This window comes from Campylobacter mucosalis (assembly GCF_013372205.1).
GTDB classification, from domain to species: Bacteria; Campylobacterota; Campylobacteria; order Campylobacterales; family Campylobacteraceae; genus Campylobacter_A; species Campylobacter_A mucosalis.
On the sequence record NZ_CP053831.1, the window covers coordinates 1,276,338 to 1,292,443 of the forward strand.

Below are 16,106 nucleotides of genomic sequence, written 5' to 3' on the forward strand. Positions count from 1 at the left end.
AAGGAGAAAAAATGGCCGACATTGCCAAAATAATGCAAGAGATAAAACGTGGCGTTGCCGAGATGATAGATGAAGAGCGTGTATTTAATCTTATTAAAAATTTCTATGAAAAAGGCGAAAATTTCTACGTAAAAGCTGGATTTGACCCAACAGCGCCTGATCTTCACTTAGGTCACTCTGTCGTGCTTACGAAAATGGCTTTTTTACAAAAGCACGGAGCGATTGTTCAGTTTTTAATAGGCGATTTTACAGGGCAAATTGGCGATCCATCAGGCAAATCAGCCACAAGAAAAAAGCTTGATAAAGAGCAGGTTTTAAAAAATGCAAAAACCTATGAGGAGCAAGTTTTTAAAATTTTAGATCCAGAAAAAACCATAATAATGTTTAACTCAAAATGGTGTAATGAGCTTGGTGCAGCTGGTATGATAGAGCTTACTAGCACATTTTCAGTTGCTAGAATGCTAGAACGCGATGACTTTGAGAAGCGATATAAGGCTGGAAATTCCATATCGATTAGCGAATTTATGTATCCGCTTTTACAAGGCTATGATAGCGTGGCAATGAAGTGTGATATTGAAATGGGCGGAACGGATCAGAAATTTAACCTTTTAATGGGTCGCACACTTCAAAGAATTTATAACACCGGCAAAGAACAAGCCGTGATTATGATGCCACTTCTTGAGGGACTTGATGGGGTTAATAAGATGAGTAAGAGCCTAGGCAACTATATTGGTGTTACGGACGCAGCTAACGATATGTTTGCAAAAACACTAAGCATTTCAGATGAGCTTATGTGGCGTTGGTATGAGCTACTTAGCACAAAAACAAGCGATGAAATCTCAAAACTAAAAGAAGCTGTGACAAACGGCACTTATCACCCAAAAAAGGCAAAAGAGGATTTAGCTTTTGAGATAACAAAGCGTTATCACGGCCAAAATTTAGCAGAACTTGCATTAGCAGAGTTTAACAATATCCATGCCAAAAACGAGCTACCTACCGATATAGCCGAGTATGAGATGAACGCACCTGCTTGGATAGTTGAGGCTTTGGCATTTTGCAAACTATGTCCTACAAACTCACAAGCACGTCGCGACATATCAGCAAACGCAGTAAGTATAGATCAGCAAAAGATAAACGACGAGCAGTTAAAATTAGAGGCTGGAGAATACGTTCTTCAAGTTGGCAAAAAGAAATTTGCAAGATTAAAGGTAAAATAATGAAACCTGTAAAAATAGGACAATACGAACTGGCAATACCGATAATTCAAGGCGGTATGGGGCTTGGCATAAGCTGGGATAAACTAGCCTCAGCTGTAAGCCTTGAGGGGGCTTTGGGTGTTATAAGCTCGGTTGGAACCGGCCATTATGAAAATCGCTCACACATAGCAAAAGAGCTAAACTCAAAACCACTTGGCAGTGAAAATTTCTACTCTACAGCTGGACTAAAAGCAATTATTGATAACGCACGAAAAGTATGTGGCGACCTTCCGCTTGGCGTAAATATAATGTATGCTGCAAACGACTACGCAAGAGTCGTAAAAGACGCTTGTGAAGCAGGTTTTAATATCATTATCTCAGGTGCTGGACTTCCTACAAACTTGCCAGAATTTACTCAAAATTTCAAACACGTAGCACTAGTTCCTATCGTAAGTTCAGCAAAAGCTCTAAAAATCATCTGCAAACGCTGGAGCCAAAGATATGATAGACTTCCTGACGCTGTTGTTCTTGAAGGGCCATTAAGTGGCGGACATCAAGGTTTTACATACGAGCAGTGCCTAGATCCTGAGTATCAACTAGAAAAGCTAATACCGCTAGTAAAAGAGGAGATAAAGCAGTGGGGTGACTTCCCGCTATTTGCAGCTGGTGGAATTTGGGATAAAAACGATATTCAAAAGGCTATGAGCCTAGGAGCAGATGGCGTTCAAATGGGAACTCGCTTCATAGGTACACACGAGTGTGACGCTCACGAAAATTTAAAACAGATGTTAATAGAGGCAAACCAAAGCGATATAGAGCTTATAAAAAGCCCAGTTGGCTATCCAGCACGTGGGATAAAGACAAATTTATTTAAACTAATCGAGCAAAAAATCGCCCCTAAAATCCAATGCATAAGCAACTGCGTAGCACCTTGCGGTCGCGGAAAAGAAGCAAAAGAGGTCGGCTACTGCATAGCTGATAGGCTCTATGACGCATTTGCTGGAGTAAAGGAAACTGGACTATTTTTTACCGGTGCAAACGGATATAAACTAAAAGAGATAATAAGCGTAAAAGAGCTTATTAAAAAACTGGTAAATGGCGAAAATGACTAGAATTTTCGCCCTACTTCTGTTTGCCATTTCGCTCTTTGCAAACCCAGTCATACAAAAATTTGATAACACATTTGCAAATACCTCACAAGCTGTAAAATCAAAACTACACAATGAGCTAAAAAAGCTCTACGCAACCTCTATCATAAAAAACGATACAAGCTTACAAACCCAAGTCCTAACACGCCTAGCAAAGAGTGCAAAAGAGCTCGGATTAAACTACGTTGGGTATGAAAACGATCTTAAAAATTTAAATAAAAATAGCCCACAAAAAGCAAAAACGCAACAGCAAAACAGCACAAGATATATCCTAAGTGCCACAAAAACGCAAAATTCGCTAACCCTTAAGCTAAGCACTCCAGCACAAGCTAGTGATATAAAAATACACTCTCTAAATCAAAACGGCACATATAAAAATTTCATAGATATAAAGGGTGTATTAAACGGCAAGAGCCTTACGTATAACGACTTTTTAGCAGATCAAATTCGTATCTATCAGTTTGATAAGCAAACTACAAGAGTTATGTTTGTAAGTAAAAAACAAGGAAATTTAGATGCTAAAATTTCTGATAATTTTTTAATCTTAAGCTTTAAAAATTTCATAAACAAAGAGAGTGTAAGCCAGGGTGTCAAAAAAGAGCAAAAACAACCAAAAGAGCCTTCAAAATTTACACCAACCTACAAAAAAATAGAGCAAAAAACCATAGTGATCGACCCTGGTCACGGAGGCACTGACCCAGGTGCCATAAACGGCAAGTATCAAGAAAAAGTTGCCGTGCTAGAAATATCAAAAAAGCTTGGTAATGAGCTAAAAAAGCGTGGTCATAAGATTTACTACACAAGAAGCGATGATAAATTTATAAATTTAAGAGCCAGGACAAAATATGCAAATGACAAATTTGCAGATCTTTTCATCTCAGTTCATGCAAACGCCGCCCCAAATAAAGAAAAAGCAAAGAGTATGCAAGGAGTTGAAACATTTTTCTTATCTCCTGCTAGAAGTGAGCGTAGCAAAAATGCTGCTGCCTTAGAGAACAAATCAGACATTGAAGAGATGAACTACTTTTCGCAGCAGACATTTTTAAATTTCTTAAATCGCGAAAAGATAATCGCCTCAAACAAACTAGCCATTGATATCCAAAGAAACGTGTTATCAAATATCAAGAAAAAATATACAAGCGTAAGCGACGGAGGGGTTAGAGAGGCACCATTTTGGGTGCTTGTAGGTGCTTTAATGCCCGCGATTTTAGTTGAAATAGGCTATATAACGCACCCAGTTGAAGGTCCTAGGCTATTTGAAAGCACATATCAAGACGCTATGGCAAAGGGCATAGCAGACGGTATCGAGCAATACCTTAAAAACAATAGATGAAAAGTGTAAATTTAAGCTTTAAAGACGACATAGCCTATAGCCAAAATTTTGACGACATCTACTTTAATACAGATGAACCACAAAAAGAGAGCGAGTATGTTTTTGCAAGTGCGATAGATGAAATTTGGCACAAACAGCAAAGCTTTATAGTCGCAGAAACCGGCTTTGGTGCTGGACTAAATTTCATCACACTTGCTAAAAAATTTAAAAATAGTAATAAAAAACTACACTTTGTTAGCATTGAGGGCTATCCACTAAGCAAAGATGAGTTGTCACTAATTTATGCAAAACTTGGGATTTACAAACAAGAGAGTAAAAGGCTAATCTCCATATTTCCGCCACGGATTAACGGCATACATAGGATTGAGTTTGCACCAAATATCACGCTTGATCTGTGCTTTGGCGAGGTTACAAATATGATAGCTGAGCTTGATTTTAAGGCAGATATTTGGTTTTTAGACGGCTTTGCCCCAAGTAAAAATGAAGCGATGTGGAGCGAGGAAATTTTTAACCACATATCAAGGCTCACACGCATTAACGGCATTGCTAGGACATACTCTTGCGCTAAAATCGTAAGAGAGAATTTCGCAAAAGCTGGATTTTTACTAGAACTAAGAGCAGGATATGGCAAAAAACGCCAAATGAGCCACGCAATCTTACAAGAGTCACAAGAGTGCGAAAAACAGGGGTATTTTGCAAGAGCAACAACCACGACAGATAAAAAAGATGTGCTAATAATAGGTGCTGGAGTGGCTGGAGTGGCAAGTGCGTTTGAGCTACAAAATTTAGGCTATAACGTAACGATAGCCGAAAAAATGGATAAAGTTGCCACAAACGGCTCTAGTAATCACTGCGGAATTTTAATACCGCTTATCACAAAACCAGACGTATTGCTTGGCAAAATGCACATAAATGCGTTCTTACAAGCTGTAAATTTTTATAAAAACAATCTAAGCAAAACATACATAAATTTCAGCGGTGCTTACGAATACGCCTTTGATGATGAGCTTTTTAAAAGGTATTTTTCACACGAGGGCATAAGCGATGAAATTTTTGACTTTTACAGAGAAAATTTGCCCTATCCTGCAGTTTTTGTTAAACACGGAGCATACGCAAGACCTGCTAAAATTTGTCAAAAAATAGCAAGTGACTTAAATGTTATTACAAATTTTTGCTATCAAAGCCACAAACACCTAAAAAACGGCAAAATCAGCGTGAAATTTGCAAACAAAAAAGAGATAAAAACAGATATTTTAATCTTTGCTACAGGCAGTCAAAGCACTGAAATTTTTAAAAATTTGCCAATAAGCTTTGTAAGGGGTCAAGTCACACACATAGCTAAAATAGGCGACATTAAATATCCACAAAGTGCCAAAGGCTACATAACACCGCTTGTAAAAGATAGGCACGTCGTAGGTGCTACATACTCAAGGAATGAAAATTTCAGCCAAGCAAGAGCTGGCGATGATGTAGAAAATTTACAAAAAATAAGTGAGTTTATAGATATAAACAAAGCAGAAATTTTAGACTCTCACGTTGCATACAGGGGTTATAGTAGCGATAGATTCCCAATTATCGGTGCTTTGCACGATGAGGAGTTTTACAAACAAACTTACGACAATCTATTTTGGAGCAAAAACAGAGGCGTAAGCAAAAAAGCAAAATACGAACCAAACGTGTTTTTAAACATAGCTCACGGCTCACGCGGTCTTGGCACAGCCATACTTGGCGCTAAACTCATAGCAGATCTTATAGCATCGCGTCCATTATGTATAGAAAAGAGCCTATTTAACGAGCTTCACAGTGCAAGATTTTTAATAAGAAAGTTAAAAAAGGGGATAAAATAAATTTTGTGGTTTTACCCACAAAATTTTACATAAACACCGGTATATGCGTATGCTCTAAGAAAAATCTTGACGTGCCACCAAGAACCATTTCACGCAACCCATTTTCGCCGTGACGACCAGCTACAATAAGATCAAATTTGCCGTCCGTTGCTGCCTTTAAAAGCGCAACACCAGGTATAGACGTGGTATCTATAACCTCAAAAGTAGCGTTTATATCGTGGGCTTTTAGGTATTTTTCAAGTCCATTTTTATTAGCCTCGACATCATCCCCTAAAGAGGCACGAGATGTTATACAATGAACCCTTTTTGCCTGTTTTAAAAGCGGTATTGAGCTAGTTAAGGCACGTGAGCTTTGTGGTGTTCCAGTCCAGCTTATGAGTATGTCATTTGGCTCAAATTTCTCTAAATTACGCGGTATGACAACAACATTTTTGCCACTTTTCATAACAGCAGACTCAAATGTGCCCGTTATCTTGCCATTTAGCGGAACAGCAGCCACGACCATATCATAAAATTTGCTCTCGCACTCAACTATAGCACTTCTTTTGCCATCTCTAACTAAAAAACTAGCACTCGCCTTACCCTCAATCAAATCATCGCTTACATCAATTCCAAGCTGTTTACAAGAGGTGTCAAAATACTCTTTGTGTTTACTATGCTCCTCTGCTATCTCAGCCTTTGCAGATTTTAAAAATTCCTCAAACAAAACACCACCACGTAGCGTCATTTTCATATTATAAACAATGCTTGGATCAAGCTGACAAGTGAGTATGTCAACGTGAGTTTTAAACCACTTTGCAACAAGCAAAGCACCATAAATTCTAGGTGCTACGTCATCTCCAGCACCTATTGGAAAAAGAATCTTTTTAACCATTTTTATCTCCTTACTCAACTAAAGAAAGTGAAATTTTATTACCTTTTTGCTCCGCTACCACAACCCTAACTCGCTCTCCAACGCTTAGTGGTGTCTTTACTTTTGAGATATGAAGAAGCCCGTCAACGCCATCTTTTAGCTCTACAAACACGCCAAAATCAACCACGCTTTTTACAACACCTTCAAATTCGTCGCCGATGTTAAACGTTGGCTTTGGCTTGTGATCTTTTTTATCGTGTCGTTTGCCAAATTTACTGTTCTCTTTTGATGTTATAGCGATGATATAATCCTTTGCTGCATCTACGTTTTTCTTGGCTCCTCCAGCGATTTTAACCTCGCCCTTTTCTCTATCAAGATCAATTGAAACTTCAAATTTTTCGATTATCTCTTTTATAGTTTTGCCAGCTTGTCCGATGATATCAACTATCTTGCTTGGATCTATGCTAAATAGCTCTAGTTTTGGCAACACATCGTCATTTACCTGTATATTAGCATTTGCTTGTTCCATTAAATTTAAAATATGAGCTCTACCGCGTTTTGCTTGTTCTAACGCCTCTTTTAACACCTCAAGACTTATACCGCCTAGCTTTATATCCATTTGAAGTGCTGTTATACCATCAAGCGTTCCTGCAACTTTAAAGTCCATATCGCCATCGTGGTCCTCAAGTCCCATTATATCGCTTAAAACAGCGTGTTTATCGCCCTCAAACACCAAACCCATTGCTATACCGGCTACTAATTTTGGCGTATCAACACCAGCCGCCCTAAGTGCCAAAGCACCACCACAAACACTAGCCATTGAGCTTGAGCCGTTGCTTTCTAAAATTTCAGAAACAAGGCGGATTGTATAAGGTGAGTTTATCTCAACGCTTGGAGAGAGTGCTCTTTTAGCAAGATTTCCGTGTCCAAGCTCACGTCTGCCTGGTGCCTTTATAGGACTTGCCTCGCCAACGCTAAAGCCAGGGAAGTTGTAATTAAACATAAATTTCTCGCTCAAAGCACCCTTTTCAGTAAGCACATCATACATCTGTGCGTCGCTATCAGTTCCAAGTGTGGCTACGACTAACGCCTGTGTTTGACCACGAGTAAAAAGACAGCTTCCGTGGGCGTTTGGCAAAATGTTTGTCTCTATGCTAATAGGGCGAATTTCATCTAGTTTTCTGCCGTCAGCCCTAACTCTTTCGTTTATTATCTGTTCTCTAACAATACGTTTTTTATACTTGCCAAGCACGTTTGATATGACATTCGCGTCCCAACCCTCATCTTTGGCGATATCGTCATCTAAAATTTGCTTTGCTATTTTATTTAGCTCACTTGCACGTTCGCTTTTTGCCATTTGGTTAATGGCGTTTTTGACATCATTTTTGTAAAATTTATCGATATAAACAGCGATATTTTCGTTTTCTATTTCTGGTTTTAGCTCCAAATTTGCATCAGGTTTTCTATGATTGCCAAACGCCTCTTCATAGGCATTTGAGCCACGAAGTATTGCCTTACTCGCAAAATCTATCGCCTCTATCATAAGATCTTCACTAAACTCATTCATACTTTGTGTAGCCACATCAGCAAAAGCCACGTCTATCACAGGATCTACAACTGGCATAGGCATTGAGATCTCTTTTGCTTGTGCAATGCTTCTCATCTCTATCATTAAAAGTTCATCTTTTGTACCAGCAACATATAGATCAAGTCCACTCTGCTTTAGCTCACTATTGCTTGGATTTATTACAAATTTATTGTCTATATATCCAACTCTCACACCGCAAACTGGGCGATTTACAGGGATATCGCTAAGATAAAGTGCCGCACTTGCAGCATTTAGGCTAACAACTTGCAAATCAACTTCAGGGTCTGCTGAAAGCACCAACACAACAATTTGCGTTGGGTAAGCATAACCTTTTGGAAACAGCGGTCTAAGTGATCTATCGATGATACGAGCGGTTAGGGTTTCAAAATCTCCAGGCTTTGTTTCGCGTTTTACATAACCGCCTGGAATTCTACCTGCGGCGTAACTTTTCTCAAGATACTGAACGGTTAAAGGTAAAAAATCCTCCTCAACCTGCGTATCTTCACGTGCCACGGTGGCTAATATAACGGTGTTTTTAACACGCAAAAGCACGGCACCTGCTGCCTGTTTTGCAACCTTGTTTAAATCAAAAATTTGGGTTTGGTTATTTACTTCTATGCTGTATTGCATTACTCTTCATCTCCTTGCTGTTGTTTTTGTAGTGGTAAGTATTTAGGGCTATCTTCTAAGATTGACATTATGCACTCGGTGGTGGTTTCTAGCTTCTCTTCATAGTAGCTATCAACATCGATGAAATTTACTATCTTATCTACTGCATAAATTTCATCAACAATCTCGCCAAGCACCACAGCAACATCTTGTGCTATGACTGGCGTTGCGTAGCTTATGGTTTTAGCGCCTAAATTTATTAGTGTTTTGATACAAACTAATGCAGTAAGTCCGGTTTCACAACCCTCATCTACTAGCAGTATATTTCTATCATCAAGTTTTTCTTTTCCTATTAGATTGCCTTTTCTAAATTTGTATATATTTTTTAGAATTTTCTCCTCATATTTTCTGTGTGCCTCTCCGTAAACAAAGTCATAGCTTATCCCAAATGCCCTTATTAACGCGTCATTTAGCACTATCTCCTCTGTTTCGCTTACGACTGCTATGTTACACTCAGCATTGTTTGGCGCTGGTATAGGCTCACAAAATAGCATTTCGTAGTTTAAACCAAGCCTTAAGCAAAGCTCATCAGCCATAATAACAGACTCCAAAGATGGACAAATCACTAGAGTTTTTCTATCTAGCAACTCCTTTTTAGGCAAAATTTCAAATAACTTTGTGGCTGCGTCAAGCTGGTTTTTAAATTTTATCGTATTTTCTATCATCTGCTAATATTATTTGAAACAGAGTAGTCATAATGTATGCCACCCATAGGATAGAAATTTATAGTAAAATACACACCTTGAGTTCGCTTGGTCGCAGAACCCGCCTCAGTTGTCGTCGGCTCTATCTCTCTTTGGTATGCTATGCCGTAATTCCAACACTTTCTAGTATGACTAATGCCAACCCTCCAAAGCTTTGCATAACTTCGCTCTAAATCATACTGCCAACTGCCATAAAGGGTATTTTGATACGGCAGTCTTAGACTAGCAGATGTCGTTAGATAGTTATCTTTTTGCGCTTGGTCATTTCTTTTTAGAGTGTGCCATAAGCTGGTAGAAAACTCATCGCTAGTGTATGTTAGTCCCGTTTGAATCTTATCAATTTTCCTATTTTGATGAGAGTATTCAAGTTTATTATAAAGCATAAAATTTTCAGTAGGATACACGGCAATTGTGTTTTTTAAATTTGAGTATTCGTTCTCATCTATGTAATATCCTTGAGATATGCTGTGTCTTAGGAATTTTCTACCGCTATCAGTATAAAAATACTGGGTTAGATAGCCACGCGCCTCCTCTTTTGTCTTTTCTTGTTTTAAGAAATTTTCATACTCTACGCCGTTTTTATCATAGTAAAACTCATCGTCTAAATTGCCCTTTTGATAGCCTGGCAAAATGTATTCGCCACCAAAATTTACAGTATGAAAAAAGCTCTCATAAGCTTTTGCCAAATCCGTATGAAGTGCGAATTTTCGGTAGTTGTTTATATAATCATAGCTTTTATCTTTGCCCCTATTTGGATAAGAAAGTTTGTTATCATAGTCTATATGAGTTGCATACAAATACTCATAAAATGAGAACGTCAAAGCCTCATCAAAAAGCGGTATATGCAAAGACAGTGGTGCGTTTATCTCATACTGGGTTGCTTTTACGCCTATTTTTCTAGTGTAGTTTCTACTTTGCAAATCAACAGAGTAAAGCAAATTTGGCAGTATTAAAGTGTCAGTAAATTTATGATATTGAAAGCTTGGATACTCTTGCAAGGTATCTTTATTTTCAACACCTTTACCCAACTTTTGAGTGTCGATATAGTATTTTGTATACGCTCCAAAGTAGTGTTTATCACTGCTTAAGAAGTAGTTTAGCCTTGATGTTACAAGCGAGTCAAAATCATTATCTCGCCCTCTTAAATTTAGATAATCTATGTCGTTTAACTTTGTGGCTTCTATATACAAACCCTCTTGCAAATCATCACCAATAAGTGCCTTTATAAGTCTATCTCTTTCATATTTTAGCCCAATACCTCTGTGGGTTTTGTTTTTTAAGATTTGATTATTTGAGTTTGAACTGGCCTGTTTGTTGCGGTATTTTTGACTATCGCTAAAAGAGCCAAAAGAAATTTCACCTTTTGAGTAAGCAGAGTCAGCAAACCTAAAAGCCCCATAAACACCAGAACCACGATTTGTGCGTATCTGTGGATCAAGCTCTAAATCCCACTGGTCATAAGGTGCAAAATATATAGGCTGTTTGTAGTAAAATCCCTCTGATTTTCCATATCCTATCTCAGGTGGCAAAAGCCCAGTTCTACGCGATGTATCGGTTGAAAAGCCAAAATATGGCAGGTAAAATATCGGCACATTTCCTATGCTAAAAACTGGATGAAAAAGGTGTAAAAATTTGCTCTGCTTATTTAGCATAGCCGTGCTTGCACTTATGCTCCAATCAGGATCAGCGACATTACAGCTTGAAACAACAGCTCTTTTTGTCAGGTAATACTCCTCATCAGACTCGCTTTCATCGCTTTTTAGCCATACTTCAAGCTCTTTATTCATCATAAAAAGAGCCTCAAAACTACTGTTATTGCTCTTTAAATTTAGCTTTGCGTAGTTTGAGCGTGATGTTTCGTTTGCACCTTTTATCATATTGACATTACCAAATAGCTCAATAATCGAGCTGTTTTGATCATAAATCGCCTTATCTGCCGTAACAAGATAGGTTTGAGAATACACAACAACGTTTTTATTTGCAGTTATTATATCTCCCTGCCTTGTAACATCATCAGCTAAAAGCTGAACATCTTGCACATTGGCAACCAAATTTATACAAAAAATAGATAAAAATAAAATTTTACGCAACATCTATCACAACCGTCTTTGCTAATTTATCGTGCCAAGTCTGCCTGGCTTCATTTCCAAACGCCCATAAAAACCCAAGACAAAATGCCCACTCGCTTAAATTTCTCATAACAGCTCTAAGAAAACTACTACCCAAATTTGGCTTATCAAGGTAACTAACTTCAATACAAGCAAGTTTTAACGCCATTTTGCCAAGCGTGGCACCATAATACCAAACAAATAGCGTATGATACGCGGTTCGTATCGTTATATATTCAAGGCTAAGCCTAGAAACCGCCGCGACGATCTCTTCATATTGACCAAACTGCGAAAAATAGTCGTAGTAAATCGCTAAAAACAAAGAACCTATAATAATTTCATCAATCAAAAATGCCAAAGATCTCTTGCCTATACTTGCAAGTTTAATGTTTTCATAATCTAATTTTTTTACAACATCGCTCATACAAGTGCCTGCCAAGCGATATCTTTTCGGTATTGCATTCCATCAAAATTTACATTTTTGCAAAGCTCATAAGCTCTATTCTGTGCTGTTTTTATATCATCAGCCACACCGACACAAACAGCTACGCGTCCACCGTCAGCGTAAATTTCGCCATCTTTTGCACTAACTCCAGCATAAAGCAACGCTGTATCTTGCGGAATTTGTTTAACGCTTATTTTTGCTTTGGCTGAGCTTTTATAAGGATAGTTTTTACTGGCCAAAACCACGCCTACGGCACATTTTGTTTTTAGTTTTACAGGTTTTAACTCGCCCTTTGCGGCATTTAGCAAAATTTCACTCAAATTGCCGTCTATAAGTGGCATTATTACCTCGCACTCAGGATCGCCAAAGCGAACATTAAATTCTAAAACATAAGGCGTTTTATCCACAACCATAACACCAACAAATAGCACTCCACAAAATGGTGCATTCTCATTTTGCATACCTTTTAATGTCGGTTTTACTACGTCGTTTTCTATCTTTTTTATAAGCTCAGGCGTAGCTAGTGGACTTGGAGCGTATGCACCCATTCCACCAGTATTTGGACCTTTGTCGTTGTCTAATAAACGTTTGTGATCTTGTGCCACTGGCAAACTTACAAAATTTTCGCCGTCGCAAATAGCAAAAAAGCTAAGCTCAAAACCATCTAAAAATTCCTCAACAACCACGCGTTTTCCGGCATCGCCAAAGCTCTCTCCGCTTAGCATATCACTTACTGCTTGTTTTGCTTCGTCGTGAGTTTGAGCTATTATCACGCCTTTACCAGCACAAAGTCCATCAGCCTTTACCACAAGCGGTGCTTTTAGTGTATCTATAAATTTAAAGGCCTCATTTTTATCATCTGTATTTAAAAATTTTGCAGTTAAAATGTTGTTTTTAGCTAGAAATTCTTTCATATAAGCTTTACTACCCTCAAGCCTAGCTGCGTTTTTGCTCGGCCCAAAGACGTTTAGTCCGTGCGATTTAAAAATATCGACTATCCCTGCACTTAGCGGTGCTTCTGGACCAACTATCGTAAGCTCTATATTTTGACTTTTAGCAAACTCTGCTAGTTCATTAAAATCGCTCATATCAACGTTTTGACCGAGATTTGAAGTGGCTCCATTTCCTGGTGCGAAGTAGATTTTTTCAACATTTTTTTCATTTTGCAACTTAAGACCAATAGCATACTCTCTTCCACCGCTACCGACAACAAGAATTTTCATATTTTCTCCAAGTTTTAAAACCCGAGTGAGCGTCGCATAAAAGAGTGGCCCAAAATCAAGCCAATCTTGCAAATAGATGACTACCGAAAGGTTGCAACTTCTCGCCGTTTAAAGCTCAAATGAAGCCACATCACAAGGCAACCATACATCTTCGCTAATACAATAGTGTTGGACCCCGTTAAAATGCTTTCTCGCACCACTCAGGCATTTAGTATTATATAGAGATTTTGCTTAAAGTAACGTTTTAGCAAGCTTTATGCACTCATCTATACTTTGAGCTTTGGGCACTCTAACGCCACTAATAAATTTTAGTGCCTCTGCTGTGCTTTGTCCTATCGCAACGGCTTTAAAACTATCTCTCCAAGTATAGTTTTTTAAAAAAAATTTAGCATTTTTTGGCGATGTGAATATAAAAACGGAGTTGTCTTCTAAATCTGTTAAATTTTGTGTTACTTCAATACTTTCATAAGCCACTATCTGTGTGAAATTTTGGCTACATTTGGCTAGTTTTATGTCCAAATCGCCAACTATATCCTTTGCCCTTAGATAGAGTATTTTCCTATCTTTTAAAACGTCCTTAAACTCATCATACAAGGCGTCTCCATAAGAAGATGATGGAACGTTGATCTTTTTAAAACCAAATTTCTCTGCTTGGACTGCACTTGACTTGCCAACTGCAAAAATTTCAACATCTTTTGGGGCGATACTGTTTTGCTCTAGTGCTTTTATGGCATTTTTTGAAGTTATTACGATGGCATTAAAATTTGCTAAATCAACACTAAAATCATAAAATTTTATCTGGCTAAGATTTAAATTTTTTACACTCTCATCACTACTAGGCGTATTTGAGACTAGGTATATCATTTTAAATATTTTTTTGATATTAAAAATAACATAAAAGCACCCAAAAAACAGCCACCAATTACAATCGTCGTGCTTAAAAATATATCGCCTAATCCAACCATCGGAGATACAATCCCGCCTAGCAAAAATGGGAAAAATCCAAGCATTGCAGACGCTGAACCTGCATAGTTTTGTCCGCAATTCATCGCAAGAGCAGAGGCTGTGGGAAAGATAAAACCACTAAAAAACATCTGTATAAAAAATCCAAAAATAACAAATAAAACACCAAGCTTGAAATTTAAAACAAATGCAAGATATAAACAACTAACCATAAGCCCAAAAATTCCAACCGATAAAGCACTTTTCTCTTTTATCCTACTTGCTATGAACGCACCTATTGTAAGCGATAAGCCATTTGCCCCAAAACATATTGCAAACTCGGTTGAGCTAAGAGCGTAAAATTCCTGAAATATAAATGGACTAGCGGCAATATAAGCAAACATACTACCAAGAGCAAATGTCAAAATTCCAACAAAAATCATAAATTTTTTATACACCAAAAGCTCTTTATAGGTGGCGTATGTGCTTAAAAGTGGGACTTTTAAACGCCTGTGCTTTGGCAAGCTCTCTTTAAAATTAAAATTTGCTACAAAAAGTACAATGCCAATCATTGATAGTACAATAAAAATGCTGTGCCACTCTGCAAATTTGATCAAAATAGAGCCAAGTATTGGCGAAAGTATCGGAGCTAAAGAGTTTATAACCATCATAAGAGAGAAAAATTTCGTAAGCTCGTGTCCGCTGTAAAGGTCGCGGGCTATCGCACGTGATATTACAACGCTACCAGCTGATGAAAAGCCCTGAATAACTCGCATAAATATAAACATCTCAATGCTTTTTGTAAAAAATATAGCAATTGTGCTAATAGTATATATTATAAGCGAAATTGTTAATGGGAGTTTTCGTCCGAATTTATCGCTTATTGGCCCAATAAATAGCTGACCAATAGCAAGTCCAGCCATACTCGTCGTAAGTGTAAGCTGGGTCATTGAAGCACTCGTGTGAAAACTATGCGAAATAAGCGGAAGTGCCGGTAAATAAAGATCTATCACAAATGGACCAAATGCCGAGAGTGCACCTAAAAATAATAATAAAAAAATTTTTGAGTTGTGCTTGTCTTTCATATCTCTTGCTCTTTTAAGGATAGGTCAAAACTCTGCTTTATAAGATCATAAACAAGCCCTTTATTTATCTGAGGGCTGTCTAAATTTATGCTTATCCAGTGTCGTTTGTTCATATGATAGGCTGGCAAGAAGGTCTTATTATCCGTTAAAAGCACGATAAGCCCTGGCGGAAGTTTTAAATTTAAAAGCGTAATAGTGCCGTCAAAATCAACATCATCATACTTTATCTTCTCAACCTTCACGCTAAGTAAAAGTGCAAACCATTTTTTGCTGATCTTGTGGCGAAAAACCGAAACGCCAGGATGTTTTACAAAGATATTTTCAGGTGCAACTTTATATTTTGTTAAAATATGAGCTAAAATATCCTCTAATATCACTACTTATCCAAAAATTAAGCTTTATTTGCTCTTTCTATATACTCGCCCCTAACGGTATCAACGCGTATAACCTCGCCCTCTAGCACGTGAAATGGTATCTGAACAACCGCACCAGTTTCAAGGGTAGCTGGTTTTTTACCGCCTTGTGTGTCGCCTTTGAAATTTGGCGGAGTTTCTACGATTTTAAGCTCTACAACTTGTGGCACCTCAACGCCGATAGCCTTGCCGTTGTGAAACAAAATATCAACCATCATTCCGTCTATCATCCACTTTTTAGCGTCGCCGACATCTTCGTCTTCAATAGCCACCTGCTCGTAAGTTACTGTATCCATAAACTGACAGTATTCGCCATCATCATAAAGATATTGCATCTGCTTCTCTTCTAAATTTGGCTGTTCACACTTATCTCCTGCGTGGAAAGTCTTTTCAAGAACTTTGCCGTCGATAAACGACTTTATTTTTGCACGAACAAATGCTGCACCCTTGCCAGGTTTTACGTGCTGATACTCAACTATTTTGTATGGTATGCCGTCTATTTCGATTTTTAGACCCTTTTTTAAATCGCCCATTGAATATGAAGCCATATTT

Annotated in this window: 14 protein-coding genes; 4 read left to right on the forward strand and 10 right to left on the reverse strand. The window is 38.0% G+C overall.

All coding sequences use genetic code 11. The features are described from left to right. The first annotated feature begins 11 nt into the window (after nucleotides 1-11). The 4 genes from tyrS to mnmC are packed head-to-tail and all read left to right on the forward strand — an operon-like array spanning nucleotide 12 to nucleotide 5,524. On the forward strand, nucleotides 12-1,217 hold the full coding sequence (tyrS, locus tag CMCT_RS06700) for a tyrosine--tRNA ligase (protein WP_034969245.1): 1,206 nt from the start codon (nucleotides 12-14) through the stop codon (nucleotides 1,215-1,217). After that, nucleotides 1,217-2,308, forward strand: a complete 1,092-nt coding sequence (locus tag CMCT_RS06705; protein ID WP_034969243.1) for a nitronate monooxygenase — start codon at nucleotides 1,217-1,219, stop codon at nucleotides 2,306-2,308. The genes tyrS and CMCT_RS06705 overlap by 1 nt, the downstream gene beginning before the upstream one ends. Beyond that, on the forward strand, nucleotides 2,301-3,677 hold the full coding sequence (locus CMCT_RS06710) for an N-acetylmuramoyl-L-alanine amidase family protein (RefSeq protein WP_034969240.1): 1,377 nt from the start codon (nucleotides 2,301-2,303) through the stop codon (nucleotides 3,675-3,677). The genes CMCT_RS06705 and CMCT_RS06710 overlap by 8 nt, the downstream gene beginning before the upstream one ends. Next, nucleotides 3,674-5,524: a bifunctional tRNA (5-methylaminomethyl-2-thiouridine)(34)-methyltransferase MnmC2/FAD-dependent 5-carboxymethylaminomethyl-2-thiouridine(34) oxidoreductase MnmC1 gene (gene mnmC / locus CMCT_RS06715; RefSeq protein ID WP_034969237.1), complete on the forward strand. Its 1,851-nt coding sequence runs from the start codon at nucleotides 3,674-3,676 to the stop codon at nucleotides 5,522-5,524. The genes CMCT_RS06710 and mnmC overlap by 4 nt, the downstream gene beginning before the upstream one ends. Before the next feature lie 25 nt (nucleotides 5,525-5,549). Here the strand turns inward: mnmC and CMCT_RS06720 are convergent, their stop codons facing one another. The 10 genes from CMCT_RS06720 to efp form a co-directional block, all read right to left on the reverse strand. Further along, nucleotides 5,550-6,398, reverse strand: a complete 849-nt coding sequence (locus CMCT_RS06720) for a universal stress protein (protein WP_034969235.1) — start codon at nucleotides 6,396-6,398, stop codon at nucleotides 5,550-5,552. Nucleotides 6,399-6,408: 10 nt separating this feature from the next. Next, nucleotides 6,409-8,595, reverse strand: a complete 2,187-nt coding sequence (locus CMCT_RS06725) for a polyribonucleotide nucleotidyltransferase (protein WP_034969232.1) — start codon at nucleotides 8,593-8,595, stop codon at nucleotides 6,409-6,411. Beyond that, nucleotides 8,595-9,299: a phosphoribosyltransferase family protein gene (locus CMCT_RS06730; RefSeq protein WP_034969229.1), complete on the reverse strand. Its 705-nt coding sequence runs from the start codon at nucleotides 9,297-9,299 to the stop codon at nucleotides 8,595-8,597. Before CMCT_RS06730 ends, CMCT_RS06725 begins: the two co-directional genes overlap by 1 nt. Beyond that, nucleotides 9,296-11,431, reverse strand: coding sequence for an LPS-assembly protein LptD (locus CMCT_RS06735; RefSeq protein WP_034969228.1), 2,136 nt, complete (start codon nucleotides 11,429-11,431; stop codon nucleotides 9,296-9,298). Before CMCT_RS06735 ends, CMCT_RS06730 begins: the two co-directional genes overlap by 4 nt. Further along, nucleotides 11,421-11,870: an RDD family protein gene (locus CMCT_RS06740; RefSeq protein WP_034969225.1), complete on the reverse strand. Its 450-nt coding sequence runs from the start codon at nucleotides 11,868-11,870 to the stop codon at nucleotides 11,421-11,423. Before CMCT_RS06740 ends, CMCT_RS06735 begins: the two co-directional genes overlap by 11 nt. Continuing rightward, the gene (gene purD / locus CMCT_RS06745) at nucleotides 11,867-13,114 is read right to left on the reverse strand and encodes a phosphoribosylamine--glycine ligase (protein ID WP_034969375.1); all 1,248 of its coding nucleotides are present in this window, start codon (nucleotides 13,112-13,114) and stop codon (nucleotides 11,867-11,869) included. The genes CMCT_RS06740 and purD overlap by 4 nt, the downstream gene beginning before the upstream one ends. A gap of 231 nt (nucleotides 13,115-13,345) precedes the next feature. Further along, nucleotides 13,346-13,978: a uroporphyrinogen-III synthase gene (locus tag CMCT_RS06750; RefSeq protein WP_034969222.1), complete on the reverse strand. Its 633-nt coding sequence runs from the start codon at nucleotides 13,976-13,978 to the stop codon at nucleotides 13,346-13,348. Next, nucleotides 13,975-15,141, reverse strand: a complete 1,167-nt coding sequence (locus tag CMCT_RS06755; RefSeq protein ID WP_034969220.1) for a multidrug effflux MFS transporter — start codon at nucleotides 15,139-15,141, stop codon at nucleotides 13,975-13,977. The genes CMCT_RS06750 and CMCT_RS06755 overlap by 4 nt, the downstream gene beginning before the upstream one ends. Next, the gene (locus tag CMCT_RS06760) at nucleotides 15,138-15,518 is read right to left on the reverse strand and encodes an MmcQ/YjbR family DNA-binding protein (RefSeq protein ID WP_034969217.1); all 381 of its coding nucleotides are present in this window, start codon (nucleotides 15,516-15,518) and stop codon (nucleotides 15,138-15,140) included. The genes CMCT_RS06755 and CMCT_RS06760 overlap by 4 nt, the downstream gene beginning before the upstream one ends. Nucleotides 15,519-15,532: 14 nt before the next feature. Continuing rightward, a complete protein-coding gene (gene efp / locus CMCT_RS06765) occupies nucleotides 15,533-16,102 on the reverse strand; it encodes an elongation factor P (protein WP_034969214.1) in 570 nt (189 codons plus the stop codon). Nucleotides 16,103-16,106: the final 4 nt, after the last annotated feature.

Coding starts and splice junctions, on each gene's coding strand:
- tyrS (WP_034969245.1), top strand. CDS start 12: ATGGCCGACATTGCCAAAATAATGCAAGAGATAAAACGTGGCGTTGCC.
- CMCT_RS06705 (WP_034969243.1), top strand. CDS start 1,217: ATGAAACCTGTAAAAATAGGACAATACGAACTGGCAATACCGATAATT.
- CMCT_RS06710 (WP_034969240.1), top strand. CDS start 2,301: ATGACTAGAATTTTCGCCCTACTTCTGTTTGCCATTTCGCTCTTTGCA.
- mnmC (WP_034969237.1), top strand. CDS start 3,674: ATGAAAAGTGTAAATTTAAGCTTTAAAGACGACATAGCCTATAGCCAA.
- CMCT_RS06720 (WP_034969235.1), bottom strand. CDS start 6,398: ATGGTTAAAAAGATTCTTTTTCCAATAGGTGCTGGAGATGACGTAGCA.
- CMCT_RS06725 (WP_034969232.1), bottom strand. CDS start 8,595: ATGCAATACAGCATAGAAGTAAATAACCAAACCCAAATTTTTGATTTA.
- CMCT_RS06730 (WP_034969229.1), bottom strand. CDS start 9,299: ATGATAGAAAATACGATAAAATTTAAAAACCAGCTTGACGCAGCCACA.
- CMCT_RS06735 (WP_034969228.1), bottom strand. CDS start 11,431: ATGTTGCGTAAAATTTTATTTTTATCTATTTTTTGTATAAATTTGGTT.
- CMCT_RS06740 (WP_034969225.1), bottom strand. CDS start 11,870: ATGAGCGATGTTGTAAAAAAATTAGATTATGAAAACATTAAACTTGCA.
- purD (WP_034969375.1), bottom strand. CDS start 13,114: ATGAAAATTCTTGTTGTCGGTAGCGGTGGAAGAGAGTATGCTATTGGT.
- CMCT_RS06750 (WP_034969222.1), bottom strand. CDS start 13,978: ATGATATACCTAGTCTCAAATACGCCTAGTAGTGATGAGAGTGTAAAA.
- CMCT_RS06755 (WP_034969220.1), bottom strand. CDS start 15,141: ATGAAAGACAAGCACAACTCAAAAATTTTTTTATTATTATTTTTAGGT.
- efp (WP_034969214.1), bottom strand. CDS start 16,102: ATGGCTTCATATTCAATGGGCGATTTAAAAAAGGGTCTAAAAATCGAA.